Raw genomic sequence first — 26108 nt, 5'->3', positions numbered from 1 at the left:
AGCGGCGACTTCCAGCTAATTTAACTGTTTTTTGCGTTAGGATTTAGCGCAAGCAGGCAGAATCGTTGTGCTGTGTCGGTAAGATTGGTCGGCGGGGCTTGGCCGCCTAATCTTACAGGGCGATTCTAAGACGCAGGTTGTCGGCTTTGAATCGAAGTCGCAGACCACACTATGGCTGCGGCTGTCCCACCAAAGCACAGCGATTCTGTCTGCCGGAGCGGGAGTATCACTAATTTGAAAATGCTTGTTGCCTATCTGACAGTGTCTACGAGCTCTTTTGTCCTTTCAACCTTCAGGTGCTGATTAAAAAAGAGTATCTGATTAACAGATACTCAATGACTATTTGGCTAAGTGGACTGTTTCCGTACCGGGCTAACCCAAGTGCCGCTACCATGTCCCATGATGGTCTTGATGGCTGGGATTAACGTCATCACTAACGCAAGAGCGTTAACTTGCCAGTAAACTAACATATAAACTGGCATGAAAATCAAGTATTTCAACTTACGTCCGCGGTCATCAACGATTAAGGCGGAAAGTAGTTGTAATAATCCCGCAAACATTTCGAAGGTAACAAAGATGAAGGCCATACAGAACATGTGGTACAGCCGCTCGTAGTTGCCAGTGAAGATAAACGTGATGAATGAAATCGCGAATAGAATCGTTGAGATAAAGAAGAATAACGACCAGATGATACTTAAGGTTTGATCGGTGATAAAGGCCATTTGTTTCAAGTAACGGAGTGGGTGTCGCATCACGCGACCAAAGTTAGTCAACAAGACTTCGGTGCCACCCTTTGCCCAACGTTTTCGCTGGTGGTAGAGCGCTTTTAGTGATTCAGGAACGTTCATATAAAAGAGAATGTCCGGTGAAAAAACCGTTGTCCAACCATTGATCTGATGATCCCAAGCAATACTAATATCTTCGGTTGCACGATCTTGACGGAATAATCCGACGTCGATTAAGGCATCACGCCGATACATGGTATTAGCGCCACTGTAGGCATACATGTTACCCAGCGCGCTAACTTGGCTACGCTTGATCACGCCAACAATACTTGAGAATTCAACGGTTTGTGACTTCGCAATGAGCTTGCTACGATTTTGAACATCCATGTTAGCAGTAACTGCCGCCACATTCGTATGTTCTTCACCAATGAAGTAGGTCATATACTTCCAGAGCGCATCTGGTTCTGGAATCGAATCTGCATCATTACTTAAGATGAATTCACCCTTGGCAAAGCTGACCCCTACGTTGAAGGCATGGGCTTTGCCTTGATTCTTTTCAATCGTGATCACCCGTAAGTTGGAATATTTCTGTTGTAGCGCTGCTAAAATTTCTGGCGTCTGATCAGTTGAGCCATCATCGGTGACTAACACTTCAAAATTGCTATAGTTCAAGCTGTTCATGAGATAGTCAATCGTGTTTTTAATCATGACTTCCTCATTATGCGCGGGAATCATAATCGTAATAAATGGCTGTTCCTCGGGCACTAAGGGCTGAAATTCGGTGTGCCGGTGCCGATAAACGGTTTGGTAACAAATGACACCTACAAACCAGGCGAACGCCCCTAAAATCGGGTAGGAGACTAATAATAGTAAGACGAAGTTCCAGATGCTTTCAAATGGCTTTAACGTTTGCAGAATTTCCATCAGCTATTTTTCCTCCTCTTTATAGAGTTTGTGGATTTCATTAACTTCTAGATTTTGTTCTGGTTTAACGTGATAGCTCCGAACGTTTTCCCGGAAGTCTTTATTGCCAAATCGTGCCGTATAAAAAGCTTCCAAATGTTGCTTACGCGCTAATAGTTGCGCTTCGTCATATTGGACAGTCTTTTCAACGTGTTGCTTGACCCGGTGATTATTGTGAATGGTCGAAATAATAACAATAACTGCTAAAATAATAAACGCAATAATGAAGAACCGGTCAAAAAAGTAGAAGAGGGTCCGACCTTCCTCATAACGCCAAGCGTGAATGAAACGGTGATTGTTGATGAGTAAAGTTGATGAAATTGTCCAGTAAACGGGAATTGCCACGCAAATCCAAAAGACGATTGCCATCAGTGTTTGCCAAATCTTGGTCCACCAATGGCCCTTACTAAAGTAGTTGTCGGTGACGTAGGCCGCCATGACAGTTTCTTTAGCCGTCGGTTCTTTGGTTTCCTTTGCTGCCATTAAAAACTCCTCCAAACATAATAATATTTATTTTACAGCTTAAATATACGCTTTCCCTAAATGGTTGTGAACTCGTTCAGAAAATTCCAACTGATATAAGCCTCGCTAACATTGGTTGCTGGTGAGTGACTAACACTACTGAGCTTAAATTCTGTCGTCAATGATCGGTTAATATACCGGCTTGATTAATAAAAGTTGCACATTTATTTAAAACCCTCTATTATTAGAAGATAACTGAATTTATCAGGTCGAATGGCCAAAGGTGACGGGAAAGCCCTGCTATTAAAAGGGGTCCGGAGTATGATAAAATAAGCGAGTGAGGTCTGACGTGATGTCAGCACCAATGACAGCAGAAGTGAAGGGGAAAATGATGATAAACCAATTCAAACCAACTTGGATGATTCCAGCAATCTATAATATTACCGCAGCGCAACTCCGTGAAAAGGGCATTAAGGCCGTGTTTGCCGATCTCGACAACACGTTGATTGCTTGGGACAATCCAGATGGTACCCCAGAACTCAAAAAATGGTTGCATGGGCTACAAGACGCCGGCATCCCATTAATTGTTGTCTCAAATAATTCAGAGAAACGAATTGCCAAGGCTGTCGCGGCCTTAGACTTACCTTTTGTGTCACGGGCGTTAAAACCGTTGCCATTTGGGATTCAAAAGGCTCGCCGCAATCTTGGCTTACGTCAAAATGAAGTGATTATGGTCGGTGATCAATATATCACCGATATGTGGGCAGCTCATACTGCTGGCGTTCAAAGTGTGTTAGTCAAACCGTTAGTGAAAACGGACGCTTGGAATACGCGGATTAATCGATTCTTTGAACGCTTCATTAAAGTACGGTTGGCCCATCGATATCCAGAAAAGCATTTTCAGGAGGAACTTAAATAGTGAGTGAAACAACTCAAGAAACTTTATATTGTATTGGCTGTGGGGCTGCGATTCAAACGACAACCCCCGACGCGGCCGGTTATACGCCTGCGTCAGCCTTGAAAAAATCGCTGGAAAATGAGTCACAGGATTTGTATTGCCAACGTTGTTTTCGATTACGTCATTACAATGAAATCGTCCCCGTTGACTTAACGGATGATGACTTTCGGCACTTGTTGGCAACCATTCGAGAGGCGGATGCGTTAGTCGTCTATGTGGTTGATATCTTTGATTTGAACGGCAGTATTATTCCTGGTCTCCAACGGTTTGTTGGCGATAACCCGGTCTTGCTCGTCGGTAATAAAGAAGATGTGTTGCCACGCCAATTACGCCGCACAAAATTACGTGCTTGGATGGCACAACAAGTTCGAGCACAAGGTATTAAGCCCGTTGATGTTGCCTTAACGAGCGCTAAAAAAGGTCACGCGATTGATGACTTGCTGGCACTGATCGACAAGTATCGTCGTGGTCGCGATGTTTATGTTGTCGGCGTCACTAACGTTGGTAAATCGACCTTGATCAACCGAATTATTGCCAATAATACTGGGTTGAAAGACTTGATTACCACGTCACGGTTCCCTGGGACAACTTTGGATAAAATTGAAATCCCGCTAGATGATGGTCATAAGATGGTGGATACCCCTGGGATTATTCATCCGGCACAGATGGCCCACGTTTTAAGTGGCGATGATTTGAAATTAGTCTCACCACAAAAGGAAATTCGCCCGAAAGCTTATCAACTCGGCAACGGGCAAACGTTATTCTTGGGTGGGGTCGCCCGTCTAGATATCGTGGATACGATCAAGCCGGCTGGTATCGTCTATGCTGACAATAATTTAACTTTGCACCGTACCCGGACTGAAAATGCTGAGAACTTCTATACGAAGCATGTCGGTGAATTGATTACACCACCAACTGGCGATGCGGTTGCTGATTTTCCACCGCTCGTCCGGCATGAATTTAAAACAACTGAGACTAGCGATGTGGTTTTTGAAGGTCTAGGTTGGGTCACCGTTCCGGCCGACACACGGGTTGCCGGTTGGGCACCTAAAGGCGTGGACGTCTTAACGCGTCCAGCCATGATTAATAAGAACTAGGAGAGTTTAATGGAAAACTTACGAGGAAAACAAAAACGTTATTTGCGGAGTCAGGCTCATCATTTACACCCACTATTTTCAGTTGGTAAAAATGGGTTGACTGCGGACTGGTTAGACCAGTTAGTTGGGGCCATGGATAAACGTGAATTGATCAAAGTCAATATTTTACAAAATTCGGATGTGTCGATTGCTGATGTTCAAACAGCCATTGAAACTAAAACACCGATTACGGTCGTTCAGACGATTGGCCGCGTCTTGGTCTTATATTTGCCATCGACACACGAAGAATTCCAAAAGCTTTCATTAGAAGTCGCAAAGATCTAGGGAGGGATTTTTAGTGAAGACGGTTAGTCAAACCGCGACGAAAGTCATGGCTGAGGTTGTGACGACCTTGCCACAACGTCGCGTTGGCATTATTGGCGGAACGTTTAACCCACCACATATGGGTCATTTAATTATGGCACAGCAGGTTGGCGATCAATTGGGTTTGGATGAGGTTCGGTTTATGCCGGATGCGCAGCCGCCGCATGTTGATGAAAAGAAGACGATTCCGGCTCAGGATCGGGCTAACATGGTTCAACGAGCCATTGCCGATAATCCGTTATTTAAACTAGAAACGGCCGAACTGAAACGTGGCGGAAAAAGTTACACTTATGATACGATGAAGGCGTTGAAAGCGCAGCATCCAGAGACGCAATACTATTTCATTATTGGTGGCGACATGGTGGACTATTTGCACACTTGGTCGCACATTGATGAACTCGTCAAGTTGGTGACGTTCGTTGGCATTAAACGGACAGGGTATCCAACGACGAGCCAGTATCCGGTGATCTGGGTTGATGCGCCACTGATTGACATCAGTTCAACGCAAATTCGTCATAAAGTGAGTCAAGGCCATACGGTACGTTATCTAGTGCCGGACACTGTGGCGGCGTATATTAAGGAGCATCAGTTGTATGAAAACAAGCCAACCAATTGAATTCACTGAGGATTTAGTGCCATACACGCACGCTGAGTTAGCCGCAAAGGTGGCTGAAAAGCTAACCGATGGGCGCTTTCAACATTGCTTACGGGTTGAACAGACCAGCCGCAAACTTGCCGCTGAAAATGGTGTCGATCAAGAATTAGCTGGCATTACCGGTCTGTTACATGACTATGCCAAGCAGCGTTCCGATGAGACGTTCATTCACCTCATTAAGACGCGGGGACTTGATCCAGCCTTGTTGAATTATGGCAACGGCGTCTGGCACGGTGTGGTTGGCGCTGAGTTGATTAAGGACGAACTTCATATTTACAATGAAGATATTTTAAACGCGGTCCGGTTGCATACGGTAGGCGCGCCTTATATGCCCAAGTTAGCCCAGATTGTTTTTATGGCGGACTTTATTGAACCAAAACGGGATTTTCCTGGAGTCGATGACGCTCGGAAAATCACCAAAAAGTCGTTAGCAGCTGGTGTGCGTTATCAGATACAGCACACTCTCAATTACTTGATTACGCAAGGCGCAGCTGTCTATCCACAAACCTTGGCAACTTATAATGCCTGGGTTGGTGGCGTTGGGACAGTCGCAACTAAATAAAGATGGATTAAAGGGAGAATGACATGGATAGTAAAGAATTATTACAATTAACAGTCAAAGCGGCCGATGACAAACGGGCCGAAGATATTGTCGCTTTAGATGTGGCACAAGTTAGCTTGATGGCGGATTATTTCCTCATCGTTTCGGCTGATTCAAGACGCCAAGTTCAAGCAATCGCTGACAGCGTCGTTGATTTTATTCGTCAAGCCGGTTCTGACGTGAAAAGTGTTGAAGGCCGGACTGCTGGCGAATGGGTCTTGATTGATTGTGGCGACGTGATCGTCCACGTCTTCCAAAAGGATGCACGTCAACATTATAACCTCGAAAAATTATGGTCAGATGCGCCACTTGTCGACGTTGATCAATGGGTAAACGCATGATTTATCAGACGTTTGCCGAACTTTACGACGAACTTTTCGATCCAGCCATGTACCAGCAATGGCTGGATTTTGTGCGTCGTGAATTGCCAGATCAGTCTGGTGAAGTTTTGGAACTTGCTTGTGGGACTGGCCGGTTAGCGGTCTTATTAGCACAAGCTGGTTATCATGTCACCGGACTGGATTTGTCTGACAATATGTTAGCGCTAGCTGAGCAACACGCTGAAGAAGCGGATGTGCCACTACCTTTAGTGGCTGGCAATATGCTGGATCTAAGTGAGATTGGTGAATTCTCTGCTGTGACTTGTTTTGCTGATTCATTTTGTTATTTGCAAGACTTGTCACAAGTTCAGACGGCCTTTACCCAAGTGGCAGCACATTTAGCTGCCGAGGGTAAATTCTTATTTGATGTGATTACACCTTATCAAACGGACGAAATCTATCCGGGGTATATGTATAACTATCGTGATGAGGAACGGGCCTTCATGTGGACGAGCTATGCGAGTGAAGACTATGCGCACGGGGCCGAGCACGATTTGAGTTTCTTTATCTGGAATGCTGACAAGCAAGCTTTTGATGAAGTTAGTGAACTTCACCAAGAACGGACTTATGTTTTAGCAGATTATCAAACTGCCTTGGCCGCGGCTGGCTTTAGCAAAGTTAAGGTGACGGCTGATTTTGGTCGCAGCACGCCCGATGATAAAACGACCCGTTGGTTTTTTGACTGTCAAAAGTAGGTGATGCGTCATGCAAGCAGTAGGACTGATAACTGAATATAATCCGCTGCACAATGGTCATTTGTATCACTTGCGACAAGCTAAAAAGCTCACACAGGCCGATTGTAGTGTGGTGGTCATGAGCGGTAATTGGTTACAGCGTGGGGAACCGGCACTCTTGGACAAATGGACGCGAACCCAGTTAGCACTTGAAGCTGGCGTTGACTTGGTGGTCGAATTACCGGTATTTTATGCGACCCAGCCGGCACATTTATTTGCCCGGGGTGGCGTAGAAATTTTGACGGCATTAGGCTGCGAGTCTTTGGTTTTTGGCACCGAACATCCTGAACTCAATTTCGAGCGATTGCTAACGGCGCTGCCGAAAACCCAGGCGGCTTTTAAACATTACAATGCGACTTATGCGAGCCAGTTCAACAGTGCGCTACAACAGACGACCGGGGTGTCGTTGACGCACGCTAACGACATGCTGAGCTTTTGTTATTACTTAGCCAATCAACAATTTGGCGAGCAGTTGAGGCTAGTGCCGATCAAGCGTCAAGTGGCAGTCCATAGTGATGATGAGATCCAGCCAGCAAGTGCCTTTGCGAGTGGCACGGCGATTCGAACCGCGGCCATGCTGAAAAAATGGGACCAAGTTCAGGCAGTGGTGCCAGCACAAACATTGAAACAGTTACAAACACAACGATTGCAGACCTGGGACGACTTTTGGCCCTATTTACAGTACCAATTGCTGACAGCGTCTGTCACGCAAACGCATCAAATTGATCAGATGGCCGAGGGCTTAGAGTATCGAATGAAAGAAACGGTCCAAGCGGCGACGAGCTTTGAAGACTTAATGACGCGGGCTAAGTCGAAGCGATATACTTATACCCGCCTACAACGCGTGGCAACCGCCGCCTTGTTGCAACTGACAGCAGCGGAAGTTCAAACCGCACAGACGCATAATTATGTGCGGGTGTTAGGCTTCAGTCCAGCCGGCCAGGCTTATTTGCACCAAGTGAAAAAGCACTTGTCGCTCCCGTTGTATACGAAAATCAATAAGGATTTGCGGTTGCATGGCTTGGCGTTGGATTATCGCGCCGGGCGGGTGTATGAACTCGTGACTGGTCAGTCCCAAGATTTATACCGACACCCGCTCAGAGTTTTGGAATAGTTAGTGTAAAATTTTTCTCAGTAGGAAGATTGTTTGATATCGAAGATCTGGTCATTTCTAATTGGGTTCTAAAGGTTGAAAGATCAAAACTGCTAACAATTACCGCCATGTCAATGATTAGGGCATGAAGATTAGTTCACATGGTCGCTTCCGGTCGCCGCTGATAACATGCGTCCGTGGGACCGGGTCAAGCCTGAGAAACATCTTGGCCCTCGCCCGGAACGCTTGCCAAAGCCGCAAGTGTCCCGGACCGTACGTTCCGTAAGATAAGAAACATGCCGACCTAACGCCACCTTCACGACCGATGTTATCAGCGTCGTTCTCCAGCTAAGTTAATGGTTATAAAGTAACTGACACTAAAAAGTAGATTTGATTCTTGAAAATCATTGATCCAGTCGACAATGTTTTAGATTTTCTCAGAGCACTCACTGGCTGGTCTAGTTTAGGCATAATCATTGCCGATATGGTTGCTGTTCATGACTATTTAGCGCTTTCGCGTTTAGAAGTTAAGCAACCTTTTTCAGCCTGATAATTACGACATTATTAGCCAGTCTAGATTGGCGGTTATTCAATAACTAGTGCGTGTTTCAATGTTACGAAGCGGCAGTCGAACATTGACTGGTCTATTGGAGAAGATTACGTTTAGATACTGATTAGTTTGGTTGACATCTGGTTAATTATTTTGGCTTGCCGGCGCAATTCAAATAATGCACGTCTCTAGCCGTGAGGGGGCTTCGTTTGGGGCTCAGCCGTGGCGTTTGACTTGGCGCGGGTTTTGTCCGCGGTTAGTCAAAAACCAGCTTTTGAGACCGCTTTTTGGCTCAAAAATGGTTCATGGCGTTCCAGCCCCAAACGAAGCCTCCGGTAGGCGGAAATTGAGTTACTTGATAATGAATTTAGAGGAAACCGAGAAAAACCTGTCACATACGTTGGGATAATATTGGTTGACCAGCGGGGCGTTTCTTGTTATGGTGGTGAACAGTGGCGGGCAATTTGGCCTGTCAAGGAAAAAACATTGACAAAGGATTTTCACACAGGTATAATTTATCACGTTGCATTAGGAGGTTTTCAAATGAAATGGTCGTTAGGGCAACTTAAAAGTTACCGTGAAGAGCCACTTCAGTTTGATGAAGCATTGGACCTAAAACACTCCCTGATGACGCGTTATCCTGAAATTCTCGATGTCAAAGCCGTTCAAGCGAAAGGCTTTGTCAGCTATGGAAAGGGTAGCGTGCTAATCTCAGCGAAAGTTGATGCTAACTTAACGTTGCCATCAAGTCGTTCGCTGACGCCAGTGGCAACTTCGCTGGCCTTTCAAATGACAGAATATTATGTGCCAAAGGGGACCGATTTAGCACGGTTTGAAAAAACTGATACGGTCATTTTTTTACCCGAAGATGATATTCTTGATTTTGATGTTGCTGTGGAGGATAACATTTTAATTCACATCCCCATGCAGATTCTCTCTGAAGCTGAGCTCAATGGTGAAGCCATGCCAACTGGCAAGGGCTGGGAAGTCGTTCGTGAGGAAGACTTAGCCAAGCAAGCTGAAGAACATAAAACTGTTGATCCGCGTTTAGCTAAATTAAAAAACCTGTTCCCTGATCAGGAAACTAAGGATTAGTTTAGCTGGACCTATCAAAAACATCACATTTGTGAAATTATTTTAAGGAGGTGTTCGTTGATGGCTGTACCTAAGAGAAGAACATCAAAGATGCGTAAACGCAACCGTCGTGGTCATATTAAATTGGCTACGCCTAATTTGGCACCATGCCCAAATTGTGGTGAATTACGTGTATCTCACCGTGTTTGCCCTAGTTGTGGGTATTACAATGGTAAAGAAGTCGTTAAAGTAAACAACTAATTTGATTTAGTTGATGAAAAGGCGCATCGCGGCCATGGCGCATGCCAATTTTCTTTACACAAACGATTATGAAGACTCGCTGCGGCGAGTTTTTTTGTGCGTGAATTTTGTAACGCTTACATATAATGGTCGTTTGCACAGAGAATTTTTGGGGACTTCTACCGGTTACAAGCCCGTCGGATATGAAAATTAGTTTCTCACTATATGAAAAAATATGAAATTAATTTTAAAAATCGACGCAAATTGCTTTAATTACGAAAGCGTTTTTGGTACGATAGTCACGTAGTAAAATTTGGGAGGCAAACAGATAATGAGTAATGAAAAACCACAAATTGGCGTCATTGGTATGGCTGTCATGGGTAAAAACTTGGCTTTGAACATCGAAAGCCGCGGTTACAAGGTCGCAATCTTTAATCGGACTGGTTCTAAAACGGAAAAGGTTGTTAAGGATCACGCGGACAAACAATTAGTCCCAAGTTACAAGATTGAAGACTTCGTGGGGTCACTTGAAACACCACGTCGAATTATCATGATGGTTAAAGCTGGGAAGCCAACCGATGCTGTGATTGATGAATTATTACCATTGTTAGACAAAGGCGATGTGTTGATTGATGGTGGGAACACTAATTTCAACGATACCATGGCTCGCAATGCCCGTTTGGATAAATCTGGCATCAACTTTATTGGCATGGGTGTTTCCGGTGGTGAATTAGGTGCCTTACAAGGGCCTTCATTAATGCCAGGTGGTCAAAAGGAAGCTTATGATTTAGTGGCACCAATCTTAGAAAAGATTTCTGCTAAGGCGCCTCAAGACGGCAAACCATGTGTCACTTATATTGGCGAAAACGGTGCCGGTCATTACGTTAAGATGGTGCACAACGGTATCGAATACGGTGACGAAGAATTAATCGACGAAAGCTACAACATTATGCGCAATGTGGCTGGGTTATCGGTTGATGAGATGTCTGAAGTCTTCACTGACTGGAACAAGGGTGAATTGAGCAGTTATCTTGTTGAAATCACTGCTGACATTTTGTCCCGTAAAGATGATTTGGGCGACGATAAGACGAAGCCAATTGTTGACATGATCTTAGACCGTGGGAACAACAAGGGAACTGGTAAGTGGAGTTCCGAAGATGCTTTGAACGTTCAAGTGCCACAATCAGTTATCACTGAAGCCGTTTATGCCCGTTACATCTCAATGATGAAGAACGAACGGGTCGCTGCGTCAAAGAAGTTGGCTGGTCCTAAGAATGACGTCAAATTGCCTGCTAAAGCAGAATTAGTTGAAAAAATTCGCCAAGCCTTATACTTCAGTAAGATCATGAGCTATGCTCAAGGCTTTGAACAATTACGTTTTGCTGCAGATCATTACGGCTGGGACTTGAAGTATGGTGAATTAGCACAGATCTGGCGTGCCGGCTGTATCATCCGGGCCCAATTCTTGCAAAATATTACGAATGCCTTTGACAAGAAGCCTGACTTAAACAACTTGTTGATGGATGATTACTTTACAGATATTGCTGCGAAGTATCAACAATCAACGCGTGACGTCTTAAGCTTGGCCATTCAAGCTGGTGTTCCAGTACCATCATTCAGTGCTGCGTTGTCCTATTACGACTCATATCGGGCCGAAGTTTTACCTGCTAACTTATTACAAGCACAACGGGATTACTTTGGGGCACATACCTACGAACGGACAGACCGCGACGGGATGTTCCATTACACTTGGTATGAAGAACAATAATAATAATCGTTAACTAAAAAAACTAGCCACGGAAAATTTTTGAATTTTCTGTGGCTAGTTTTTTGTTATGATCTGAAGTTTGCGAGTGCCAAAAGCAGTGTGAACAATGGTGTCGCTGGATTCCAAAGTCAATTAGCATCGGTCATTAAGCGTCTCGTTTAATTAACCGTTTCAAGCCTGCTAAGAAACTAGTGAATGCGATTAAGATGAAACCTAATAACGACGTGTCAGTTGACTGCTCGCTAGTTTGTGGTAGATCACTAGCAGCTGGCTTGGGCAATTTAGTTGCTTTGCTTGCGCGCTCATATGGGCTAGTATCTGTGGTTGGCTTTGTTTGTAACCGCGTTGGCGCAGTCGTGGTCGCGAGTTTAGTTGTTGCTGCCTGATATGTTGCAGCGGTTACTCGGTTGCGAACGATTGTTGGCGTTGGTTGGGCGACTTTAGTCAAACTTCTCCTCGTACGCATAGTTGCACCAGTGGGAACATGGCTGGTTGCACTTGCAGACCGTGTTGGCGAATAACTCACGGTAACCAGTGTATCTGGTGTGGATTCGGGAACTGCTAGTGTTGCAGGCGTTACGGCTGTATTGCTCGTGAGGTTAGTCAAGATTGGTGATGTGACTGCGCCGAAACGATCGGTGCCTGTCGCAACCCATGGGCCGTATGTGACATGACCAGTCACTAGATCACGGACGGCATTACGCGTAAAAGTAATTGATTGTATTGTTGGGCTTGTCACGGTTTTATTGGTCAGATCAACATATTGAATCGTTCGACTGACGCTTTTTTGAAGGGTGACCCTTGCTGGTAAGCCTGGTGTGGTGGGGGTCAAAGCAACCGTCTGATGTGCTAATTCGATCTCATAAGTGGCGTTCGTTATGGGATTATCGAATACTGAATCATCAGTTGGATAATTATTGGCGACCAAGTCATAGCCTTGCGCTTCATAGTAGGCGATAGTTGCGGTCGGACGATAACTCGTCGTACTCTTATAGACACTTGTGATGTGATCGGTCGCCAAGACTTGGCCGGTGGTGACATCAAGATAGTTAATGGTTCGTGTCAAAGGATTAGCCGTGTAAATGTAATCAATCGTGCCGGCAGCTGCTGACAAGGTGCCACTGGTCGGTACGGTCGTTGTTGACTTTTGATAAGTGTAGCCAACTAATGTTAGTGGTTCACTTTGATAAGCGGTGCCAACGTTGCCATTGATCGTCGTAGTTGCTGCAATCGGAATCCCGGCTTCAGTCAAATATCTGACTGTAATACCACCGGCTGGTTGTTGTGCAAACGTGAAGGTTAGGGCTTGTGGGTCTTGCGTGTAGCTGCCAGTCGGCGAACTACTTCGCTGCGCATCAAAGATATAGCCGGAAAGCTTAGTTTGCGGCGTCAGATCGTAAGCAGCACCGATCGTGGTTCCTTTAATGAGGGTTGCGGGTTGAAGCTCAGCTCCAGTGGTACGATCGACGTATTTGATGTTTAATTCAGGTGCCGGTAACCAATTGGCTGGTTGATAAATCATGCCATCATATTCAAAAGTTGTCCCATTTGGATAAACGGTATGCACCGAGTTGGTATAAAGTTGTGCGACCGTGGTCAGATTAAATTCGCCAGCCAAGCCATAAGCAAACCAATTCGAATTTGGAAAGGTTGGGTAAGCGGTTTTGATCTCGAAGCGGCTGTTTCCAAGACTTGTGATGGCTGGTTCGAGTGGATGGGTCGTATCTGTTAGGGCTTGGGTGGGACTGCCACTTAGGGTGGATGAATAGTGGTTTGTCCACGAATCACCTGTCATGCCAATCAGCGGTATCGCAGTGAAGGTCCCTGGTTGACCAATCACAAAGTTAACGGGAGTTGTCTCATAATTGAGCCGTTGCCCAAGGGCGGTAAACAGCGCTGGTTTCGTAAAACCAGACAATGAGGAAAAGTCGGTTAACGAGTTGTCCGATAAGTTAAAGTCCAAGGTCTCAGCAGGGTCAGGCGAGGTATTGTCGATTGCGGTTAACCAGGGCGCAATTTCTGCTAATTGTGCATTAGTCATGCCTTCTGGGTTATTTTGATAATCTGACATGTCTGACTTGATTGAGCCATTCAATTGCAAACTCAGGATGGTGGTTGGGTCAATTGACAGCAATGGCTTTAGATTCATCGCTGACATGTCGTCAACGTTAATGCTGAGTTCACGGAAGCGGTCGTGTTCCAATGGCGATAAGTCGAAATTAGGATTAGGATAATTGCTATAGAAATTGATTAATGTGGTTTGTGGTAAGGCTTGTAAGTATTGCATGCCAGTGAGCGACGTCGTGATTTCTAACGGCACATATGGTGTTCCAATGGCTAAAGTCGCCCCAGTATAATGGCGAATATCGCCTAAAGTAATGGGGCCGTGACTAGCCATGTCAGTTAAAATATTGGCTTCGATACCGGAATCAGCAAAATTGACGATGGTTGCGTCTGGCAAGGCAGCTAAACTAGCAGCTTCACTGTCGCTGGTCGACGATTGACTCGTGGTGGCACTGGTCGCGGTGTTGCCAGCAGTTGCTGCTGAACTAGCACCACTAGCTGAACTGCCAAAGGCACTGCTTGGCGCACTGATTGCTAAACTGGGTAAAACGAAGCCGATTCCGCCAGCAGAACTAGCTGTGTGACTAGTTTGAGTGGCACTACTTGTCGTTGTCGCGGCCGAACTGGTCGTGCTAACAGTTGTGGCCGTGGTTGGCGTGGCCTGAGTTGTTGCGACACTGCTAGTTGGGACTGCTGAACTGGCCGAGCTCGCTACCGTGTTAACCGGGTTGGCCGTGGATAAAGCCACTGAATTCGGTTTAGCGGCAGCGCTGGTCGTGATTGAACTGGTGGTCGGCTTTGCTGTGTCGAGTGGGGTGGTGGCCGCAACGGCCGGTAAAGTCCAGAGGATTGCGCCTAAGCCAACGCTACTCCCTAATAGGATCAGCCTAGTTTCCCAAGTTCGTTTGAACTGTTGTTGCTGGTTTTGCTGTGTGATTCGTTGGATTTGTTGTAATTTCGTTGACTGCATAAGCTAAGCGACCTTTCTGAAAAATAAGCGAGTGTTATTTTAGTAATTTGATGTTCATTCCACGATCAAAAAATTCACCAAATTCTAGACTGCTTATTGATTTCAACATAGGTATACCAGTGTTAGCCGCTTATCACAATTTACCGGTTTGTACATCAAGAAATTGACTAACGCTTCATTGCTGAGCTAGTTAGTAAGTTTTCTCAAGCGGTCAATTTAGCATAGTTGAGGACGGGTTAAGCCGCCAAAGATGATCAAAAAAAGCATCAGGCCCAAGTAGGGTTTGATGCTTTTTAAAGGTTAAGTCGCAATAATAATGGCTCAAACAACGAGTTAGTTACCAAATAGTCCCACCTAAAATGGTTGCGGCAGCAACGCCCCAGTAGTATTCGGAAGTCCGTGCTGTTTGGGTGTACAGCGTATTGATTGCTTGAATCGGGTGCTGCATGTGTGCTCGTGAGGCATCAAGCATGAGAGCGTTAACTCGCGGCGCAGTGAGTAGACAATTTTCGTACTTCGACAGTTCTTGTGCACAACTTAGTAAATGGGCTTCTAAGACGGTGTCTTTGGCAACTTCTGGATCGTTGTAGGCGGCACTGATTTGTTGTAGTAAGTGTTCAGCTTTTGGATCTTTTAACATCGTATCATCCCCCGTATAAATTGAAGTATAGCACCTGGACGGCGTGAATGCACTGTTCAGCTTGAACCAACTGACGACTTTTTTGTCCCGAACGTTTGTTTGCGATATAATAAAAATAGTTATTTAATCGGAGGTGTTGGCGATGCGCCAAGAATCATTATTTAATCCAGAACATGCGGCGAGTAGCCCATTAGCTTATCGTGTCCGTCCAACGACTTTGGATGGCTTCAAGGGGCAAGAACACTTGCTAGGTCCTGGCAAGATGTTGCGGCAGTTGATTGCGGAAGATCAATTACCCTCGTTGATTTTTTGGGGACCGCCGGGTGTTGGCAAGACCACGCTGGCAGAAATCATTGCCCAGCAAACTAAGTCGCATTTCATCACCTTTTCGGCGGTCACTAGCGGCATTAAAGAAATTCGCAAAATTATGGATGAGGCCGAAGCTAACCGTGATTTTGGTGAAAAAACCTTAGTCTTCATTGATGAAATTCATCGTTTTAATAAGGCCCAACAAGATGCTTTTCTGCCATATGTTGAACGTGGGAGTATTACGTTAATTGGGGCAACGACCGAAAATCCGTCCTTTGAAATTAATGCCGCCTTACTTTCACGGTGTAAAGTGTTGGTCTTGAAAGAGCTGTCCACAGCGGCACTCGTTGATGTGTTGCAAGCAGCGCTAGATAAACCCAATGGTTTTCCGGATTTAACCATCAAGTTACAAACCGACACGTTGCAGCTGATTGCTGAATTTGCCAATGGTGACGCCCGCATGGCCTTAAATACGCTAGAAATGGCTGTGCTGAATGGTGAACGTGAGGGCCATGAGGTCACCGTGACTGAGGCGGGGTTATACCAGCTCATCAATACGAAATCATTGCGTTACGATAAAAATGGCGAAGAGCACTATAATGTCATCTCAGCCTTGCACAAATCCATGCGGAACAGTGATGTCGATGCGGCAATTTATTGGCTGATGCGCATGTTAAACGGTGGCGAGGATCCGTTGTACATCGCTCGACGGCTGATTCGTTTTGCCAGTGAAGATGTGGGCTTAGCTGATCGGCAGGCGTTGCCATTGACGGTTGCGGCCTTCCAAGCCTGTCAGTTGATTGGGATGCCTGAATGCGATGTTAATTTAACGGAAGCCGTGACGTATTTGGCGTTAGCACCAAAGTCGAATGCACTGTATGTGGCCAAATCGGCTGCTCAAGCGGATGTTAAGGCTAAAGGAAATCTACCGGTACCGTTACAAATTCGCAATGCACCGACAAAATTAATGAAAGATTTGGGCTATGGCGATCACTATCAGTACGCGCACGACACGGCCGATAAATTGACTGATATGACGACGATGCCACCGGAGTTAAAGGGGCAAACGTACTATCATCCAACCGACCAAGGCCAAGAAAAAGCTTGGCAACAACGCTTAGCAGCCATTAAGCAGTGGCATGCAACCCATCCACAAACTGAAGATGAGTAATCGGTGGCCGACCGAACTTCAAAATTGCAATTGGATGGTAACCGGTTAAAATGAGAGCTAAATGAAGGGTTGGCTAAATTTCAGGTGTAGGAAATTTACCGTATTCATGTTAAAATAACATGTTGTACATGTTTGTTGAGAGAGGCTCTCATAAAACACGGCGTCGCACGATTGTTAGATAAGTTGAATATTAGGAGTGACTAAAAGTAAATGAGTCGAATATTAATTATTGAGGATGAAAAGAACCTTGCCCGCTTTGTCGAACTGGAATTAAAGCATGAAGGTTATGATATTCAGGTTGAATACAATGGCCGCAAAGGGTTAGACGCAGCATTGGGTGAAGATTTTGATGCCATCCTGTTAGACTTAATGTTACCCGAATTGAACGGGTTGGAAGTCTGTCGGCGGGTGCGGGAAGTTAAAAACACCCCAATTATCATGATGACCGCTAGAGATTCTGTCATTGACCGAGTTTCTGGCTTAGATCATGGCGCGGATGATTACATTGTTAAGCCATTTGCGATTGAAGAATTATTGGCACGTTTGCGGGCATTGTTACGGCGAATTGATTTGGAGAGCGAACAGCAGAACACCAAACAAACCACTGTGACCTACAAAGATTTAACGATTGAAAAAGAAAACTTAGTCGTCAAGCGTGGTGATGAAGTCATCAACTTGACGAAACGTGAATACGAATTATTATTGACCTTGATGGAAAATATTAACGTGGTATTGGCGCGGGATGTTTTATTAAATAAAGTTTGGGGCTATGAATCCGAAGTCGAAACTAACGTGGTCGATGTCTATATTCGATACTTACGGAATAAGATTGATCGCCCAGGTGAGAAGAGTTACATCCAAACTGTTCGTGGGACTGGATATGTGATTCGGTCGTAATGACTGACGAAACGCAAACGAAGACAACGCAACATAAACGTTGGTCGTTGAAATGGAAATGGGCGCTGGGGACCGCAATTGGGACCGCGCTCATTTTTATTTGTTTTTCATTGTTGGTGTATAAGAGCTTCACGAACCTCTTGATCCGACAAGAACAACGCGATGTTGCCAGTGCCGTGTCGACGATCCAACAATCGTTACGCACGGAGTCAAAGGGGCTCACCATTAAGACGGTAGCTGCCAAGCTTCAGCCGGAAGCCAATATTGAACCGGCCGATGGCATGGAAGCCCGTAAACATGGCGCCTTACAAACTAAGATCTTTTCTGATTCTGAATTGACGGCTTTGTCGCGAACGAATCTGGCCGTGACGGTCTATGATCCAGAAGGCATTACGCTCTACATTTCGCGTAAAGATACCCATGAATTTAAGCAGAACGCGAGCCGTTCCATTCAACTCGTTGGGCACGGCAGTCAGTCGGAATTAGTTGGGCGGGCACCAATTCATGCGGCAGCCAACCACAAATTAATCGGTTATGCCCAAGTGACCGACGATTTAGCAGATTATCACAATACAACGCATAATTTAATGTGGATTTTTATTGTGATGACCTTGATTGCCATTTTTGGGGCCACGTTATTGGGTTATTTCTTGGCGGCATTCTTATTGCGGCCAATGAAGAAGATTACTAAAACGATTAATGCGGTCAATTTGGACCCGCAAACCGATTCGCGAGTCCCAGATTTGAATCGGAATGATGAATTATCCGATTTAGCCGTCTTGTTTAATGACATGCTTGATCAAATGCAACGCTATATTACGCAACAACAGCAATTCGTTGAAGATGTTTCACATGAATTACGGACGCCTGTGGCAATTATTCAAGGCCACATGGAGTTGCTGAACCGCTGGGGCAAAGATGATCCGCAAGTTTTGGCGGAATCATTATCGGCGAGCTTGTCTGAAACCCAACGGATGCAGAGCTTAGTTCAAGAAATGTTGGACTTATCGCGTGCAGAACAGCTTGAAATCAACTTTAGTCATGAGACGACGGATGTGCAAAAGTTAGTCACGCAGGCGTTTAATGACTTTAAGATGATCCATCCTGATTTTACTTTCACGTTTGATGATGATGTTAAACGACCGGTTTATGCGCAAATTTATCGGAATCATTTGGAACAGATTCTCATTATTTTGCTGGATAACGCGGTGAAATATTCGACGAAGCGTAAAGAAATTCATCTCTCGTTGTCAACGGATCGGCGCTATATTGAAGTGGCGGTTCAAGACTTCGGTGAAGGGATTTCGAAAGATAACTTGGATCGGGTCTTCAATCGGTTCTATCGAGTCGATAAGGCTCGGAGCCGGGATAAGGGTGGTAATGGCCTCGGTTTGTCGATCGCACAACGACTGGTTGAAGGCTATCATGGTCGCGTCAGTGTTGAGTCCGTTGTTGGCCAGGGATCAATTTTCCGATTCCATTTGCCAATTTTGAAAGATCCACAACTTTTGGAGAAAGCCGAAGCGGATACGGATGCCGTCGAAAAGATCGCCAAATCAGAGCGACCCGCTGGCATTCGGCCGGCTGTTCAAGATCCTGATGAACAACCACTCGATGACCACGAACATGATTCACCAACAAAATAGTTTGATCTGGACGCCTGCAATTGTGGGCGTCTTTTTTTTAGTTGATGGCAACCACTTCCGGCTGGGACTGATAACATGCGGCCGTGGGACCGGGCCAAGCCAAGGTCGTCTTGGCCCTCGCCCGGCACCCTTGCAAAAATCGCACGTGTCCCGGACCGTCCGTGGTGTAAAATCGGCAAAAACGGCCGATTAACGCCACCATCACGACCGATGCTATCAGTCCCAGCCTTCAGCTATTAAGTTTAGAAGAGACCGTCCTACCACGAGTCAATTAAGTCTCAGTTACTAATGAGACAGTGTTTATGAACCTTTTTGTTTTTTCAACCTCGTCTTTGTTTAACTTGAAAGAAGTATTTGCTAGTGTAAAAAAATTTCGATAGGAAGATTGATTACAAAGAAGAACTAGTCATTTCTGATTGAGCTGCCACGCATCAAATGGAGAGAGGCAGTTTGCCAAGAAACAAGAATTTGAAGAAAAATTAAAGGGAAAAGCAACTTTAGTTGGTGCTAGCTAACAAATATGACAGCACGTCCTGACAGAGTTAAGTTGAGACGGTCACCAGTTCGGTCAGCAAGTCCCTGACCAACATTTTTAGGTGACTGGTCATTCAAAGCAATGCACATCGCTAGCCGTGAGGGGGCTTCGTTTGGGGCTCAGCCGTGGCGTTTGACTTAGCGCGGTGGTTTGTCCGCGGTTAGTCAAAAACCAGCTTTTGAGACCGCTTTTTGGCTCAAAACTGGTTCATGGCGTGCCAGCCCCAAACGAAGTCCCCGGTAGGCGGAAGTTTTTACCCGTTAAAGTGTTTGCCATGGTTTTCACAAGCCTCAAAGACTGTTATAGTGAAAGAGCAGTAATTTTTAATCGGGGGGCGTAACAGTTGTCGAACGAAACAACTTATCAGCCAATGACTTTCAAGATCTTCTTGCAATTCATTCGGCTAAATGCAAAAGCGGCTAGTGTCGTGCCATATTTTATCGGGATTTTATTCTCTATTTATTATTTTCACGCGTTTAATTGGGTCAATTCACTGATTTATTTAATTGCGCAAGTGTCAATTGCCTTATTCGTGACGGGTTTCAATAATGTGCAAGATTACTTTTTAGCAGTCGATTTACATTATCGCGATACTTATAATATTATTGGGCGCGAACACTTATCACCAAAACGGTCATTACGCATGGTCTTAATCATGTTGGCTACGGCAATCATCTTGGGAATCGTACTAGTTTTTAAAACGAATTTGCTATTATTATTCATGGGTGCAGCGGCCATTGGCGTGGCCGTCTTCTATACTTATGGCCCAGTACCATTCTCACGTTTTCCACTTGGCGAATTGTTGTCCGGGACAGTTGAAGGCTTTGGGGTCTTCTTCTTAGCTGTTTATATGAATGTGGCAACACCGGTGCTAATGGGATTCACATTTGCTTGGCCACATTTTGCGATTGTCGGGAACTTACAAAATATTTTGGTTATGATTCTAGTTGGGATGCCAAACATTTTCTTGGTTTCTAACATTATGTTAGCTGACAATATTTGTGATTTAGATCAAGATGTTCGTAACAAGCGTTATACGGTGCCTTATTATATTGGGAAACCACGCGCGCTGAAGACGTATGATACCTTGGCTTTACTAGCCTATGTGCCAGTGATTATTAGTGTGGTATTACAGTTATTACCAATTTATCAATTATTAGTTTTATTAGTTTTACCAAAGATTCTCAAAAACATTAAAGCCTTTAACGCTGTTCAAATCAAGGAGACCACCTTCAACACCGCACCGCAAAACTTGATGTTATTTCAAGGGATGCAGCTGTTAGGACTAATTATTGGCATTATCTTTTAACACAAGCAAACGTCCATTATGGGCGTTTTTTTGTCGCTTGGCTTGTTTACTGAGTTTCAAGCTAAAGCGCGTGTCAAACACAGCCATAAGCTGATAGCCAAAGCCAGACAGACCGCGATGATAAAGGCGGCTTGGGCACCGATGAGCGTGTAACCTAAGACAAGTCCGATGCTGCCCACGGGTGCGGCAATCGTGACGGTTGTGCTGACCAGTCCTAAGACAGTACCAGTCAAGTTGGGGGCGACGTTGGTGGTGAGTAAGGCAATCATTTTAGGATCTAATTTGCCGGTACAAAAAGCACTGCCGAATAGTGTCAACATGATTAATAGGAAGTTTGGCAAGCCTAAAAGCACTAAGTAAACGGCGCCGATGGTGATCGTGGTGAGTAGGGTCAACTGCCGGAAACTAAAGTGGTCTAACCATGTATGACTTGAAATGCCACCAAGCACGCTGCCGGTCATGAAGATGAGGTTAGTAATTAAAATGGCAGTGGCGTAATGGAGACCAAACTTTGGCGCTGCGGTGATAAAATACAAGTTCAAGACGGTATCAATACTCATGGCCAAAATATTAAGCAACATGATAATCCCAAGAAAGCTCGTGGCAGGTAATTGTGTCGCCCGTTGTAACGCGCCTTTTGCCAGCTGCCAAATTGTTGCGAGGCTCGGTTGGGCCGTGGCTGGGACGATTGTGACAATTGTACGATAGCCAATGAGCAGACTGATTGCGGCGGCGAGAAAGCTGCAGCCATTGATCACCCCAGCTAAGGCGTAATTATGAGTGGCGGCGATAATAAATACACCGATGCTTTGACCAACGGGAGCCATGATCGTCCCAACGCTTTGATTAAAGCCGAAGACTTGTTGCCGATCCGTTGCGCTAATGCGATTTTGAATGATGACATTGAATAAACTGCTGCCGTAATTGCCGAGCAACGTGGCGATGATATTTAAGGTCACAACGATGGCAAAAGTTACGACGGTTTGTTGGTTAATGATCAAGGAAAGGCCAAAATAAACGAGCGCTTGTGCAAATTTAGACCCGATTAACCAGGGAGCTTTAGCCGTGGTGCGGTCCGCTAAGTTGCCCATCACAACGTTAAGTGCATACGGAGAGACGGTCGCGATTGACACAATTGAGACAAAAAGTTTCGGCTGGACGAAGCCCTTGGCGTAGGTGAGTAAAATGATATTGAATAGACTCATGCCAACGGTGGCGAAGCAGTTGGCGCTGGCTAAGGTTTGCAAGGTGTGATTCTTTAAGGTTGTTAGCATTGATGACCACCATCTTTCTAGTTGATAATGGCATTATAGGTGATGAACGCGTATGATAATCGTTAAATGAGTGGCATATATGCCACATTTAGGAGGGCGTTCTCATGGCAGATGGTTTAGGGGTAACGATTAAGCAATTGCGACTGGCAAAGGGGTTAACGCAAGCCGCAATTTATAGTGGCATCATCTCACGCTCGTTCGCAAGTCGGTTTGAAAGTGGTCAATATGATATTAGTGCCAGTAAACTCTTTGAAATTTTGGATAATCTAGCCATCTCGGTAGATGAGTTTCGCTTTATTCATCAGCACTATCAATCATCGCCATTAGACCAAGCTTTGAGTCAAACGGCTCGTTATTATGAGCAACAAAATTTTCCCGCTTTAAGTGCGTGGATCAAGGGCCATCAGCAGAGTCCGCATGCCTATGACCGTTTAGTCGCAAGCTATATGCAAATAAAATTATTGAGCTTTGATCGGGCACAGTTCGGGATGACAGCGGCGATTTTACCCGCATATCAGCATCTACAAGAAACGCCCACATGGACCTTGCAGGAACTCAAGTTTGCCAACGTGCTAGTACCACTAACGATGAATGATGCCGGTTTGGCAGCTTTGGCCCCACTGATGTCAAAAATGGCGCTTAATTGTGACCGCTATTTGACGCCATGGGGAGATCCATTCAAAGTATTGATTGATTTGTTAGCTTTTTATGGGACTGTTTTTCAAGTGTTATTGAGTGCGAAGGCCTTTGATTTGGCTCGCGAGTTGAAACCAAAATTTGAGGCAATTGATCCGGCTGATTTAGATTGGGATGGTCGGTTTTCCCGACAGGTTTGGTTGGCACTCTGGGACTGTTATTTTGGTGATTGGCAGGTCGGTAACCGGATCTTGATGGAAATTATGACCGTTGAGAAACAGCAGCGGCCATTTTTGGACAATAATTTGCGATCAATTATTCAAGTTAGAACGGCAGAAGCAAAGCGTTACCGGCAAAAATGAGTCAAAAAAACGTCACCAGCCAAAAATTTTGGCGAGTGACGTTTTTTGCGTCCTAATTAACGATGATGTCGTTGCTGTTTACCAGCATTACGACCTTCGTTTGGCCGTGCATTGCGATTCTTGGGCGCGTTAGTTTCAACCGTTTGTTCCGTTGCTTTGACCGACTTAGCAGCAGTCGGCGTTGGCGTCTTAATTGGATGTTTCTTAAGTTCTTCTTCGACTTCACGACGAATCCGTGGTCGGAAGTAATTGATGATCAATGTTTGCAAGCAAGCGAATAGCCCACCGACGAAGAAATACAACCCTAATCCGGCAGGGGCAGACATCGTGACGAATAAAATCATAACTGGACTAACCACTAACATGGTTCGCATGGTTTTCTTTTGTTCGTCTGGAATCCCAATCATTGACAGATAGCCTTGTGCCAAGTAGGACAAGAAGGCAAGCACTGCCAATAAGAAGCTGGAATGACCTAATGCGATACCCATGAATTTAGCACTGGAAAGTTCAGGGGAGTAGCGAATGGCATAATACAGCGCCGAGAAAACTGGAAATTGAATCAGTAACGGTAAACAACCAATCCCACCAGTCATACTGATGCCGTTTGCCTTATACAACGCCATCATGTCGTTGCTAGCAGCGGCTTTTTCTTCTTGGGTCGTTGCCGCTTTTTGGCGTTCCTGAATGACTGCCAATTGTGGCTTAACCGCAGACATTTTTTCTTGTTGATAGGTTGACTTGCGTTGTTGGTTGATCATCATTGGTAATAAGACCAACCGCACAATGACCGTCAACCCAATGATGGCCCAGCCATAGTTGTTGCCAAAGAGTTGGGCTAACCATTGCATGACGGCTTGACCAGGTCGCGCTAAGTAATCGTAAACGAAGCCGTATGGTTTACCATTTTTAACCTGCACACAGCCACTTAGAAAGAACACTAAACTGGATAGTGCCACCGTGACGGTGAGGGCTTTTTTATTTTTCACTAGATATTAATCCCCTTTATTTTAGTCATATAAACATGATGATACTAGAGACGGTAAGGGATTTCAATTAGTTATCCGAAAATTATGATAATTTTGCGGCTCAACGTCGTTGACAATTAATTTGGTGACCTTGCCGAAATCAGTTGGTGATTGCTTGATCACATCAATAAAAACTTGGACACGTTGATCTTCACCCTCAGCTTCAATAAAAACTGAGCCATCCATTAAATTACGGACGATCCCGTTAACGCCACATTTATCCGCAGCGACTTTGGTTGCCCAACGAAAACCAACACCTTGCACACGACCGCTGGCTTGGAGTGTTACTGCACGCATATTGTCACTTCCTTTTAAAAACATCAGGGTGCGGCTTGTCGCTAATGACTAACGGCACCATACTAATATAATAGCATGGAAATTCTTTCCAAGCGATATGCTATACTTATGAAAATAGCGCAGGATGGGAAGTTAAGTCCATGGAAAAAATTAATTCGTTGCAAAATGTACATGTAAAAGCGTGGAAAAAGCTCCAAACTAAAAAAGGACGTAAACAACAAGGCTTATATTTATTGGATGGTTGGCATTTAGTTAACGAAGCCGTTAAAGCTAAAGTTTCAATCAAAACGTTGCTAATCACGGAAAAACAATTGGCAACTGAGCCTGATTTGACTCATTTTCCAGCACTCATTGAAATCTCGGAAGAAGTTGCGAGTCACATTAGTGCGACCGTGACGCCACAAGGGGTGTTTGCGCTGGCAGTCTTGCCGAAGCCAGTCGCTGATCCACTCGCCAAGCTTGATTTGAGTCGACCATGGCTACTACTGGATAACGTGCAAGATCCCGGCAATATTGGGACGATGGTGCGGACTGCCGATGCCGCCGGCTTTGCCGGCGTAGCTTTTGGGACAGGAACAGTTGATATTCATCAACCCAAAGTTGAGCGTGCGATGCAGGGCAGTCAATTCCATTTACAATTGATTAGTACTGACCTGACTGATTTTGTCAAATTATTGCAGTCACAAGGCAAACCAGTGTATGGGTCCGAATTGAATCCAGAGGCCGCACAATACTTGGACATTAAAGCCCCAGACTCATTTGGCTTGGTCATGGGGAACGAAGGCAATGGCATGAGCGATGAACTCTTGGCGTTGACTGATAAAAATCTTTATATTCCAATCAAGGGACGCGCAGAATCATTGAATGTCGCCATTGCGGCTGGTATCTTAATGTTCGGATTGTATCGCTAGAGTGGTCATAGTAGTGTTTTGGTGATGAAGATTAGTAGCATATTGCCGCTTCCGGCCGTTAACGCCTTTTTCACCAACAACTGTCATCAAAATCAACTCATTCTAATATTAGAAGTGTGATTTAAGTAACACGCAATTCGGGGTATTTAGGTTTTGAGTTTTGGCACTGATTTGGTTGATTATTATGTTAATTCAACGGGAATCTCTTGGCTTTCAACTAAAGATTTAAAGCTGAATACGGACCTTGTTTTAATGAGATTTGCCCCGAGAAAGTGGTGGCCTCTCAAGAACAAAAACGTGAAAGTTTATGTACTAGGAGTGGTGCGCTAGGCCCTGTCAAGTTGTCAGATGAAATAATATAAATTTACTGTTGTCTCTAAGCGACCTCATTTCGGTATT

Annotated in this window: 25 protein-coding genes; 18 read left to right on the top strand and 7 right to left on the bottom strand. The window is 45.0% G+C overall.

All coding sequences use genetic code 11. From position 1 onward, the window contains the following. Nucleotides 1-347: 347 nt before the first annotated feature. Entirely contained in the window at nucleotides 348-1649 is a 1302-nt protein-coding gene (locus FFM74_RS06105; protein WP_137625747.1) for a glycosyltransferase family 2 protein, read from the bottom strand. Between the two features lie 3 nt (nucleotides 1650-1652). Then, nucleotides 1653-2171: a hypothetical protein gene (locus FFM74_RS06100; protein ID WP_137625746.1), complete on the bottom strand. Its 519-nt coding sequence runs from the start codon at nucleotides 2169-2171 to the stop codon at nucleotides 1653-1655. A gap of 370 nt (nucleotides 2172-2541) precedes the next feature. On the opposite strand from FFM74_RS06100, the gene FFM74_RS06095 reads away from it, so the two are divergent. The 12 genes from FFM74_RS06095 to gndA all read left to right on the top strand — a co-directional run bounded on the left by FFM74_RS06095 (nucleotide 2542) and on the right by gndA (nucleotide 11663). Continuing rightward, on the top strand, nucleotides 2542-3069 hold the full coding sequence (locus FFM74_RS06095) for a YqeG family HAD IIIA-type phosphatase (RefSeq protein ID WP_137625811.1): 528 nt from the start codon (nucleotides 2542-2544) through the stop codon (nucleotides 3067-3069). Then, entirely contained in the window at nucleotides 3069-4205 is a 1137-nt protein-coding gene (gene yqeH, locus FFM74_RS06090) for a ribosome biogenesis GTPase YqeH (protein WP_137625745.1), read from the top strand. Before FFM74_RS06095 ends, yqeH begins: the two co-directional genes overlap by 1 nt. 9 nt (nucleotides 4206-4214) lie before the next feature. Then, nucleotides 4215-4529 (top strand): ribosome assembly RNA-binding protein YhbY, encoded by a 315-nt coding sequence (gene yhbY, locus FFM74_RS06085; RefSeq protein ID WP_137625744.1) that lies wholly within the window; start codon nucleotides 4215-4217, stop codon nucleotides 4527-4529. A 46-nt stretch (nucleotides 4530-4575) separates the two neighbouring features. Continuing rightward, the gene (locus FFM74_RS06080; protein WP_171000668.1) at nucleotides 4576-5184 is read left to right on the top strand and encodes a nicotinate-nucleotide adenylyltransferase; all 609 of its coding nucleotides are present in this window, start codon (nucleotides 4576-4578) and stop codon (nucleotides 5182-5184) included. After that, nucleotides 5162-5785, top strand: coding sequence for a bis(5'-nucleosyl)-tetraphosphatase (symmetrical) YqeK (gene yqeK, locus FFM74_RS06075; RefSeq protein WP_137625742.1), 624 nt, complete (start codon nucleotides 5162-5164; stop codon nucleotides 5783-5785). The genes FFM74_RS06080 and yqeK overlap by 23 nt, the downstream gene beginning before the upstream one ends. A 23-nt stretch (nucleotides 5786-5808) precedes the next feature. After that, entirely contained in the window at nucleotides 5809-6165 is a 357-nt protein-coding gene (rsfS, locus tag FFM74_RS06070; RefSeq protein ID WP_137625741.1) for a ribosome silencing factor, read from the top strand. Beyond that, a complete protein-coding gene (locus tag FFM74_RS06065; protein ID WP_137625810.1) occupies nucleotides 6162-6899 on the top strand; it encodes a class I SAM-dependent DNA methyltransferase in 738 nt (245 codons plus the stop codon). Before rsfS ends, FFM74_RS06065 begins: the two co-directional genes overlap by 4 nt. A 10-nt stretch (nucleotides 6900-6909) precedes the next feature. Beyond that, nucleotides 6910-8052 carry a nucleotidyltransferase gene (locus FFM74_RS06060; protein WP_137625740.1) on the top strand — a complete coding sequence of 381 codons (1143 nt, stop codon included), beginning with the start codon at nucleotides 6910-6912 and terminating at the stop codon, nucleotides 8050-8052. 376 nt (nucleotides 8053-8428) lie between these two features. Then, complete coding sequence (locus FFM74_RS13645) at nucleotides 8429-8581, top strand: hypothetical protein (RefSeq protein ID WP_171000663.1); 153 nt, start codon at nucleotides 8429-8431, stop codon at nucleotides 8579-8581. A 543-nt stretch (nucleotides 8582-9124) separates the two neighbouring features. Beyond that, complete coding sequence (locus FFM74_RS06055) at nucleotides 9125-9676, top strand: YceD family protein (RefSeq protein WP_137625809.1); 552 nt, start codon at nucleotides 9125-9127, stop codon at nucleotides 9674-9676. Nucleotides 9677-9736: 60 nt separating this feature from the next. Next, complete coding sequence (rpmF, locus tag FFM74_RS06050) at nucleotides 9737-9916, top strand: 50S ribosomal protein L32 (protein WP_137607429.1); 180 nt, start codon at nucleotides 9737-9739, stop codon at nucleotides 9914-9916. Between the two features lie 310 nt (nucleotides 9917-10226). Next, complete coding sequence (gene gndA, locus FFM74_RS06045) at nucleotides 10227-11663, top strand: NADP-dependent phosphogluconate dehydrogenase (RefSeq protein WP_137625739.1); 1437 nt, start codon at nucleotides 10227-10229, stop codon at nucleotides 11661-11663. 145 nt (nucleotides 11664-11808) lie between these two features. Here the strand turns inward: gndA and FFM74_RS06040 are convergent, their stop codons facing one another. Together FFM74_RS06040 and FFM74_RS06035 are read right to left on the bottom strand one after the other, a co-directional pair. Next, nucleotides 11809-14697 (bottom strand): mucin-binding protein, encoded by a 2889-nt coding sequence (locus FFM74_RS06040; protein WP_137625738.1) that lies wholly within the window; start codon nucleotides 14695-14697, stop codon nucleotides 11809-11811. Between the two features lie 337 nt (nucleotides 14698-15034). Continuing rightward, complete coding sequence (locus tag FFM74_RS06035) at nucleotides 15035-15337, bottom strand: bacteriocin immunity protein (RefSeq protein ID WP_137625737.1); 303 nt, start codon at nucleotides 15335-15337, stop codon at nucleotides 15035-15037. A gap of 142 nt (nucleotides 15338-15479) precedes the next feature. On the opposite strand from FFM74_RS06035, the gene FFM74_RS06030 reads away from it, so the two are divergent. The 4 genes from FFM74_RS06030 to FFM74_RS06015 all read left to right on the top strand — a co-directional run bounded on the left by FFM74_RS06030 (nucleotide 15480) and on the right by FFM74_RS06015 (nucleotide 21204). Beyond that, the gene (locus tag FFM74_RS06030) at nucleotides 15480-16817 is read left to right on the top strand and encodes a replication-associated recombination protein A (RefSeq protein ID WP_137625736.1); all 1338 of its coding nucleotides are present in this window, start codon (nucleotides 15480-15482) and stop codon (nucleotides 16815-16817) included. Nucleotides 16818-17027: 210 nt separating this feature from the next. Beyond that, a complete protein-coding gene (locus FFM74_RS06025; RefSeq protein ID WP_024626232.1) occupies nucleotides 17028-17714 on the top strand; it encodes a response regulator transcription factor in 687 nt (228 codons plus the stop codon). Next, complete coding sequence (locus FFM74_RS06020) at nucleotides 17714-19360, top strand: HAMP domain-containing sensor histidine kinase (RefSeq protein WP_137625735.1); 1647 nt, start codon at nucleotides 17714-17716, stop codon at nucleotides 19358-19360. The genes FFM74_RS06025 and FFM74_RS06020 overlap by 1 nt, the downstream gene beginning before the upstream one ends. A gap of 905 nt (nucleotides 19361-20265) precedes the next feature. Continuing rightward, nucleotides 20266-21204, top strand: coding sequence for a 1,4-dihydroxy-2-naphthoate polyprenyltransferase (locus tag FFM74_RS06015; RefSeq protein WP_137625808.1), 939 nt, complete (start codon nucleotides 20266-20268; stop codon nucleotides 21202-21204). A 56-nt stretch (nucleotides 21205-21260) separates the two neighbouring features. Here FFM74_RS06015 and FFM74_RS06010 read toward each other — a convergent pair whose 3' ends face one another. Continuing rightward, nucleotides 21261-22478 carry an MFS transporter gene (locus FFM74_RS06010; RefSeq protein WP_137625734.1) on the bottom strand — a complete coding sequence of 406 codons (1218 nt, stop codon included), beginning with the start codon at nucleotides 22476-22478 and terminating at the stop codon, nucleotides 21261-21263. A gap of 104 nt (nucleotides 22479-22582) precedes the next feature. Between FFM74_RS06010 and FFM74_RS06005 the strand changes: the two genes are divergently transcribed. After that, nucleotides 22583-23476: a helix-turn-helix domain-containing protein gene (locus FFM74_RS06005; protein ID WP_137625733.1), complete on the top strand. Its 894-nt coding sequence runs from the start codon at nucleotides 22583-22585 to the stop codon at nucleotides 23474-23476. Between the two features lie 56 nt (nucleotides 23477-23532). Here FFM74_RS06005 and yidC read toward each other — a convergent pair whose 3' ends face one another. Together yidC and FFM74_RS05995 are read right to left on the bottom strand one after the other, a co-directional pair. After that, nucleotides 23533-24462 (bottom strand): membrane protein insertase YidC, encoded by a 930-nt coding sequence (gene yidC, locus FFM74_RS06000; protein ID WP_137625732.1) that lies wholly within the window; start codon nucleotides 24460-24462, stop codon nucleotides 23533-23535. A 63-nt stretch (nucleotides 24463-24525) separates the two neighbouring features. Beyond that, a complete protein-coding gene (locus FFM74_RS05995; RefSeq protein WP_137615223.1) occupies nucleotides 24526-24798 on the bottom strand; it encodes an acylphosphatase in 273 nt (90 codons plus the stop codon). A gap of 140 nt (nucleotides 24799-24938) precedes the next feature. Here FFM74_RS05995 and FFM74_RS05990 point away from each other — a divergent pair, with 140 nt between their 5' ends. Further along, nucleotides 24939-25709: a TrmH family RNA methyltransferase gene (locus FFM74_RS05990; protein ID WP_137625731.1), complete on the top strand. Its 771-nt coding sequence runs from the start codon at nucleotides 24939-24941 to the stop codon at nucleotides 25707-25709. Nucleotides 25710-26108 lie beyond the last annotated feature (399 nt).

This window comes from Lactiplantibacillus pingfangensis (assembly GCF_005404945.1).
Lineage (GTDB): Bacteria > Bacillota > Bacilli > Lactobacillales > Lactobacillaceae > Lactiplantibacillus > Lactiplantibacillus pingfangensis.
The sequence above is the reverse complement of the archived record's forward strand: the minus strand, read 5'-3'. Positions and strand labels throughout refer to the sequence as shown.

Bases quoted from the DNA above. Each gene is read 5' to 3' on its own strand.
- FFM74_RS06105 (WP_137625747.1), bottom strand. From the start codon at position 1,649: ATGGAAATTCTGCAAACGTTAAAGCCATTTGAAAGCATCTGGAACTTC.
- FFM74_RS06100 (WP_137625746.1), bottom strand. From the start codon at position 2,171: ATGGCAGCAAAGGAAACCAAAGAACCGACGGCTAAAGAAACTGTCATG.
- FFM74_RS06095 (WP_137625811.1), top strand. From the start codon at position 2,542: ATGATAAACCAATTCAAACCAACTTGGATGATTCCAGCAATCTATAAT.
- yhbY (WP_137625744.1), top strand. From the start codon at position 4,215: ATGGAAAACTTACGAGGAAAACAAAAACGTTATTTGCGGAGTCAGGCT.
- FFM74_RS06080 (WP_171000668.1), top strand. From the start codon at position 4,576: ATGGCTGAGGTTGTGACGACCTTGCCACAACGTCGCGTTGGCATTATT.
- yqeK (WP_137625742.1), top strand. From the start codon at position 5,162: ATGAAAACAAGCCAACCAATTGAATTCACTGAGGATTTAGTGCCATAC.
- rsfS (WP_137625741.1), top strand. From the start codon at position 5,809: ATGGATAGTAAAGAATTATTACAATTAACAGTCAAAGCGGCCGATGAC.
- FFM74_RS06065 (WP_137625810.1), top strand. From the start codon at position 6,162: ATGATTTATCAGACGTTTGCCGAACTTTACGACGAACTTTTCGATCCA.
- FFM74_RS06060 (WP_137625740.1), top strand. From the start codon at position 6,910: ATGCAAGCAGTAGGACTGATAACTGAATATAATCCGCTGCACAATGGT.
- FFM74_RS06055 (WP_137625809.1), top strand. From the start codon at position 9,125: ATGAAATGGTCGTTAGGGCAACTTAAAAGTTACCGTGAAGAGCCACTT.
- rpmF (WP_137607429.1), top strand. From the start codon at position 9,737: ATGGCTGTACCTAAGAGAAGAACATCAAAGATGCGTAAACGCAACCGT.
- gndA (WP_137625739.1), top strand. From the start codon at position 10,227: ATGAGTAATGAAAAACCACAAATTGGCGTCATTGGTATGGCTGTCATG.
- FFM74_RS06040 (WP_137625738.1), bottom strand. From the start codon at position 14,697: ATGCAGTCAACGAAATTACAACAAATCCAACGAATCACACAGCAAAAC.
- FFM74_RS06035 (WP_137625737.1), bottom strand. From the start codon at position 15,337: ATGTTAAAAGATCCAAAAGCTGAACACTTACTACAACAAATCAGTGCC.
- FFM74_RS06030 (WP_137625736.1), top strand. From the start codon at position 15,480: ATGCGCCAAGAATCATTATTTAATCCAGAACATGCGGCGAGTAGCCCA.
- FFM74_RS06025 (WP_024626232.1), top strand. From the start codon at position 17,028: ATGAGTCGAATATTAATTATTGAGGATGAAAAGAACCTTGCCCGCTTT.
- FFM74_RS06020 (WP_137625735.1), top strand. From the start codon at position 17,714: ATGACTGACGAAACGCAAACGAAGACAACGCAACATAAACGTTGGTCG.
- FFM74_RS06015 (WP_137625808.1), top strand. From the start codon at position 20,266: ATGACTTTCAAGATCTTCTTGCAATTCATTCGGCTAAATGCAAAAGCG.
- FFM74_RS06010 (WP_137625734.1), bottom strand. From the start codon at position 22,478: ATGCTAACAACCTTAAAGAATCACACCTTGCAAACCTTAGCCAGCGCC.
- FFM74_RS06005 (WP_137625733.1), top strand. From the start codon at position 22,583: ATGGCAGATGGTTTAGGGGTAACGATTAAGCAATTGCGACTGGCAAAG.
- FFM74_RS05995 (WP_137615223.1), bottom strand. From the start codon at position 24,798: ATGCGTGCAGTAACACTCCAAGCCAGCGGTCGTGTGCAAGGTGTTGGT.
- FFM74_RS05990 (WP_137625731.1), top strand. From the start codon at position 24,939: ATGGAAAAAATTAATTCGTTGCAAAATGTACATGTAAAAGCGTGGAAA.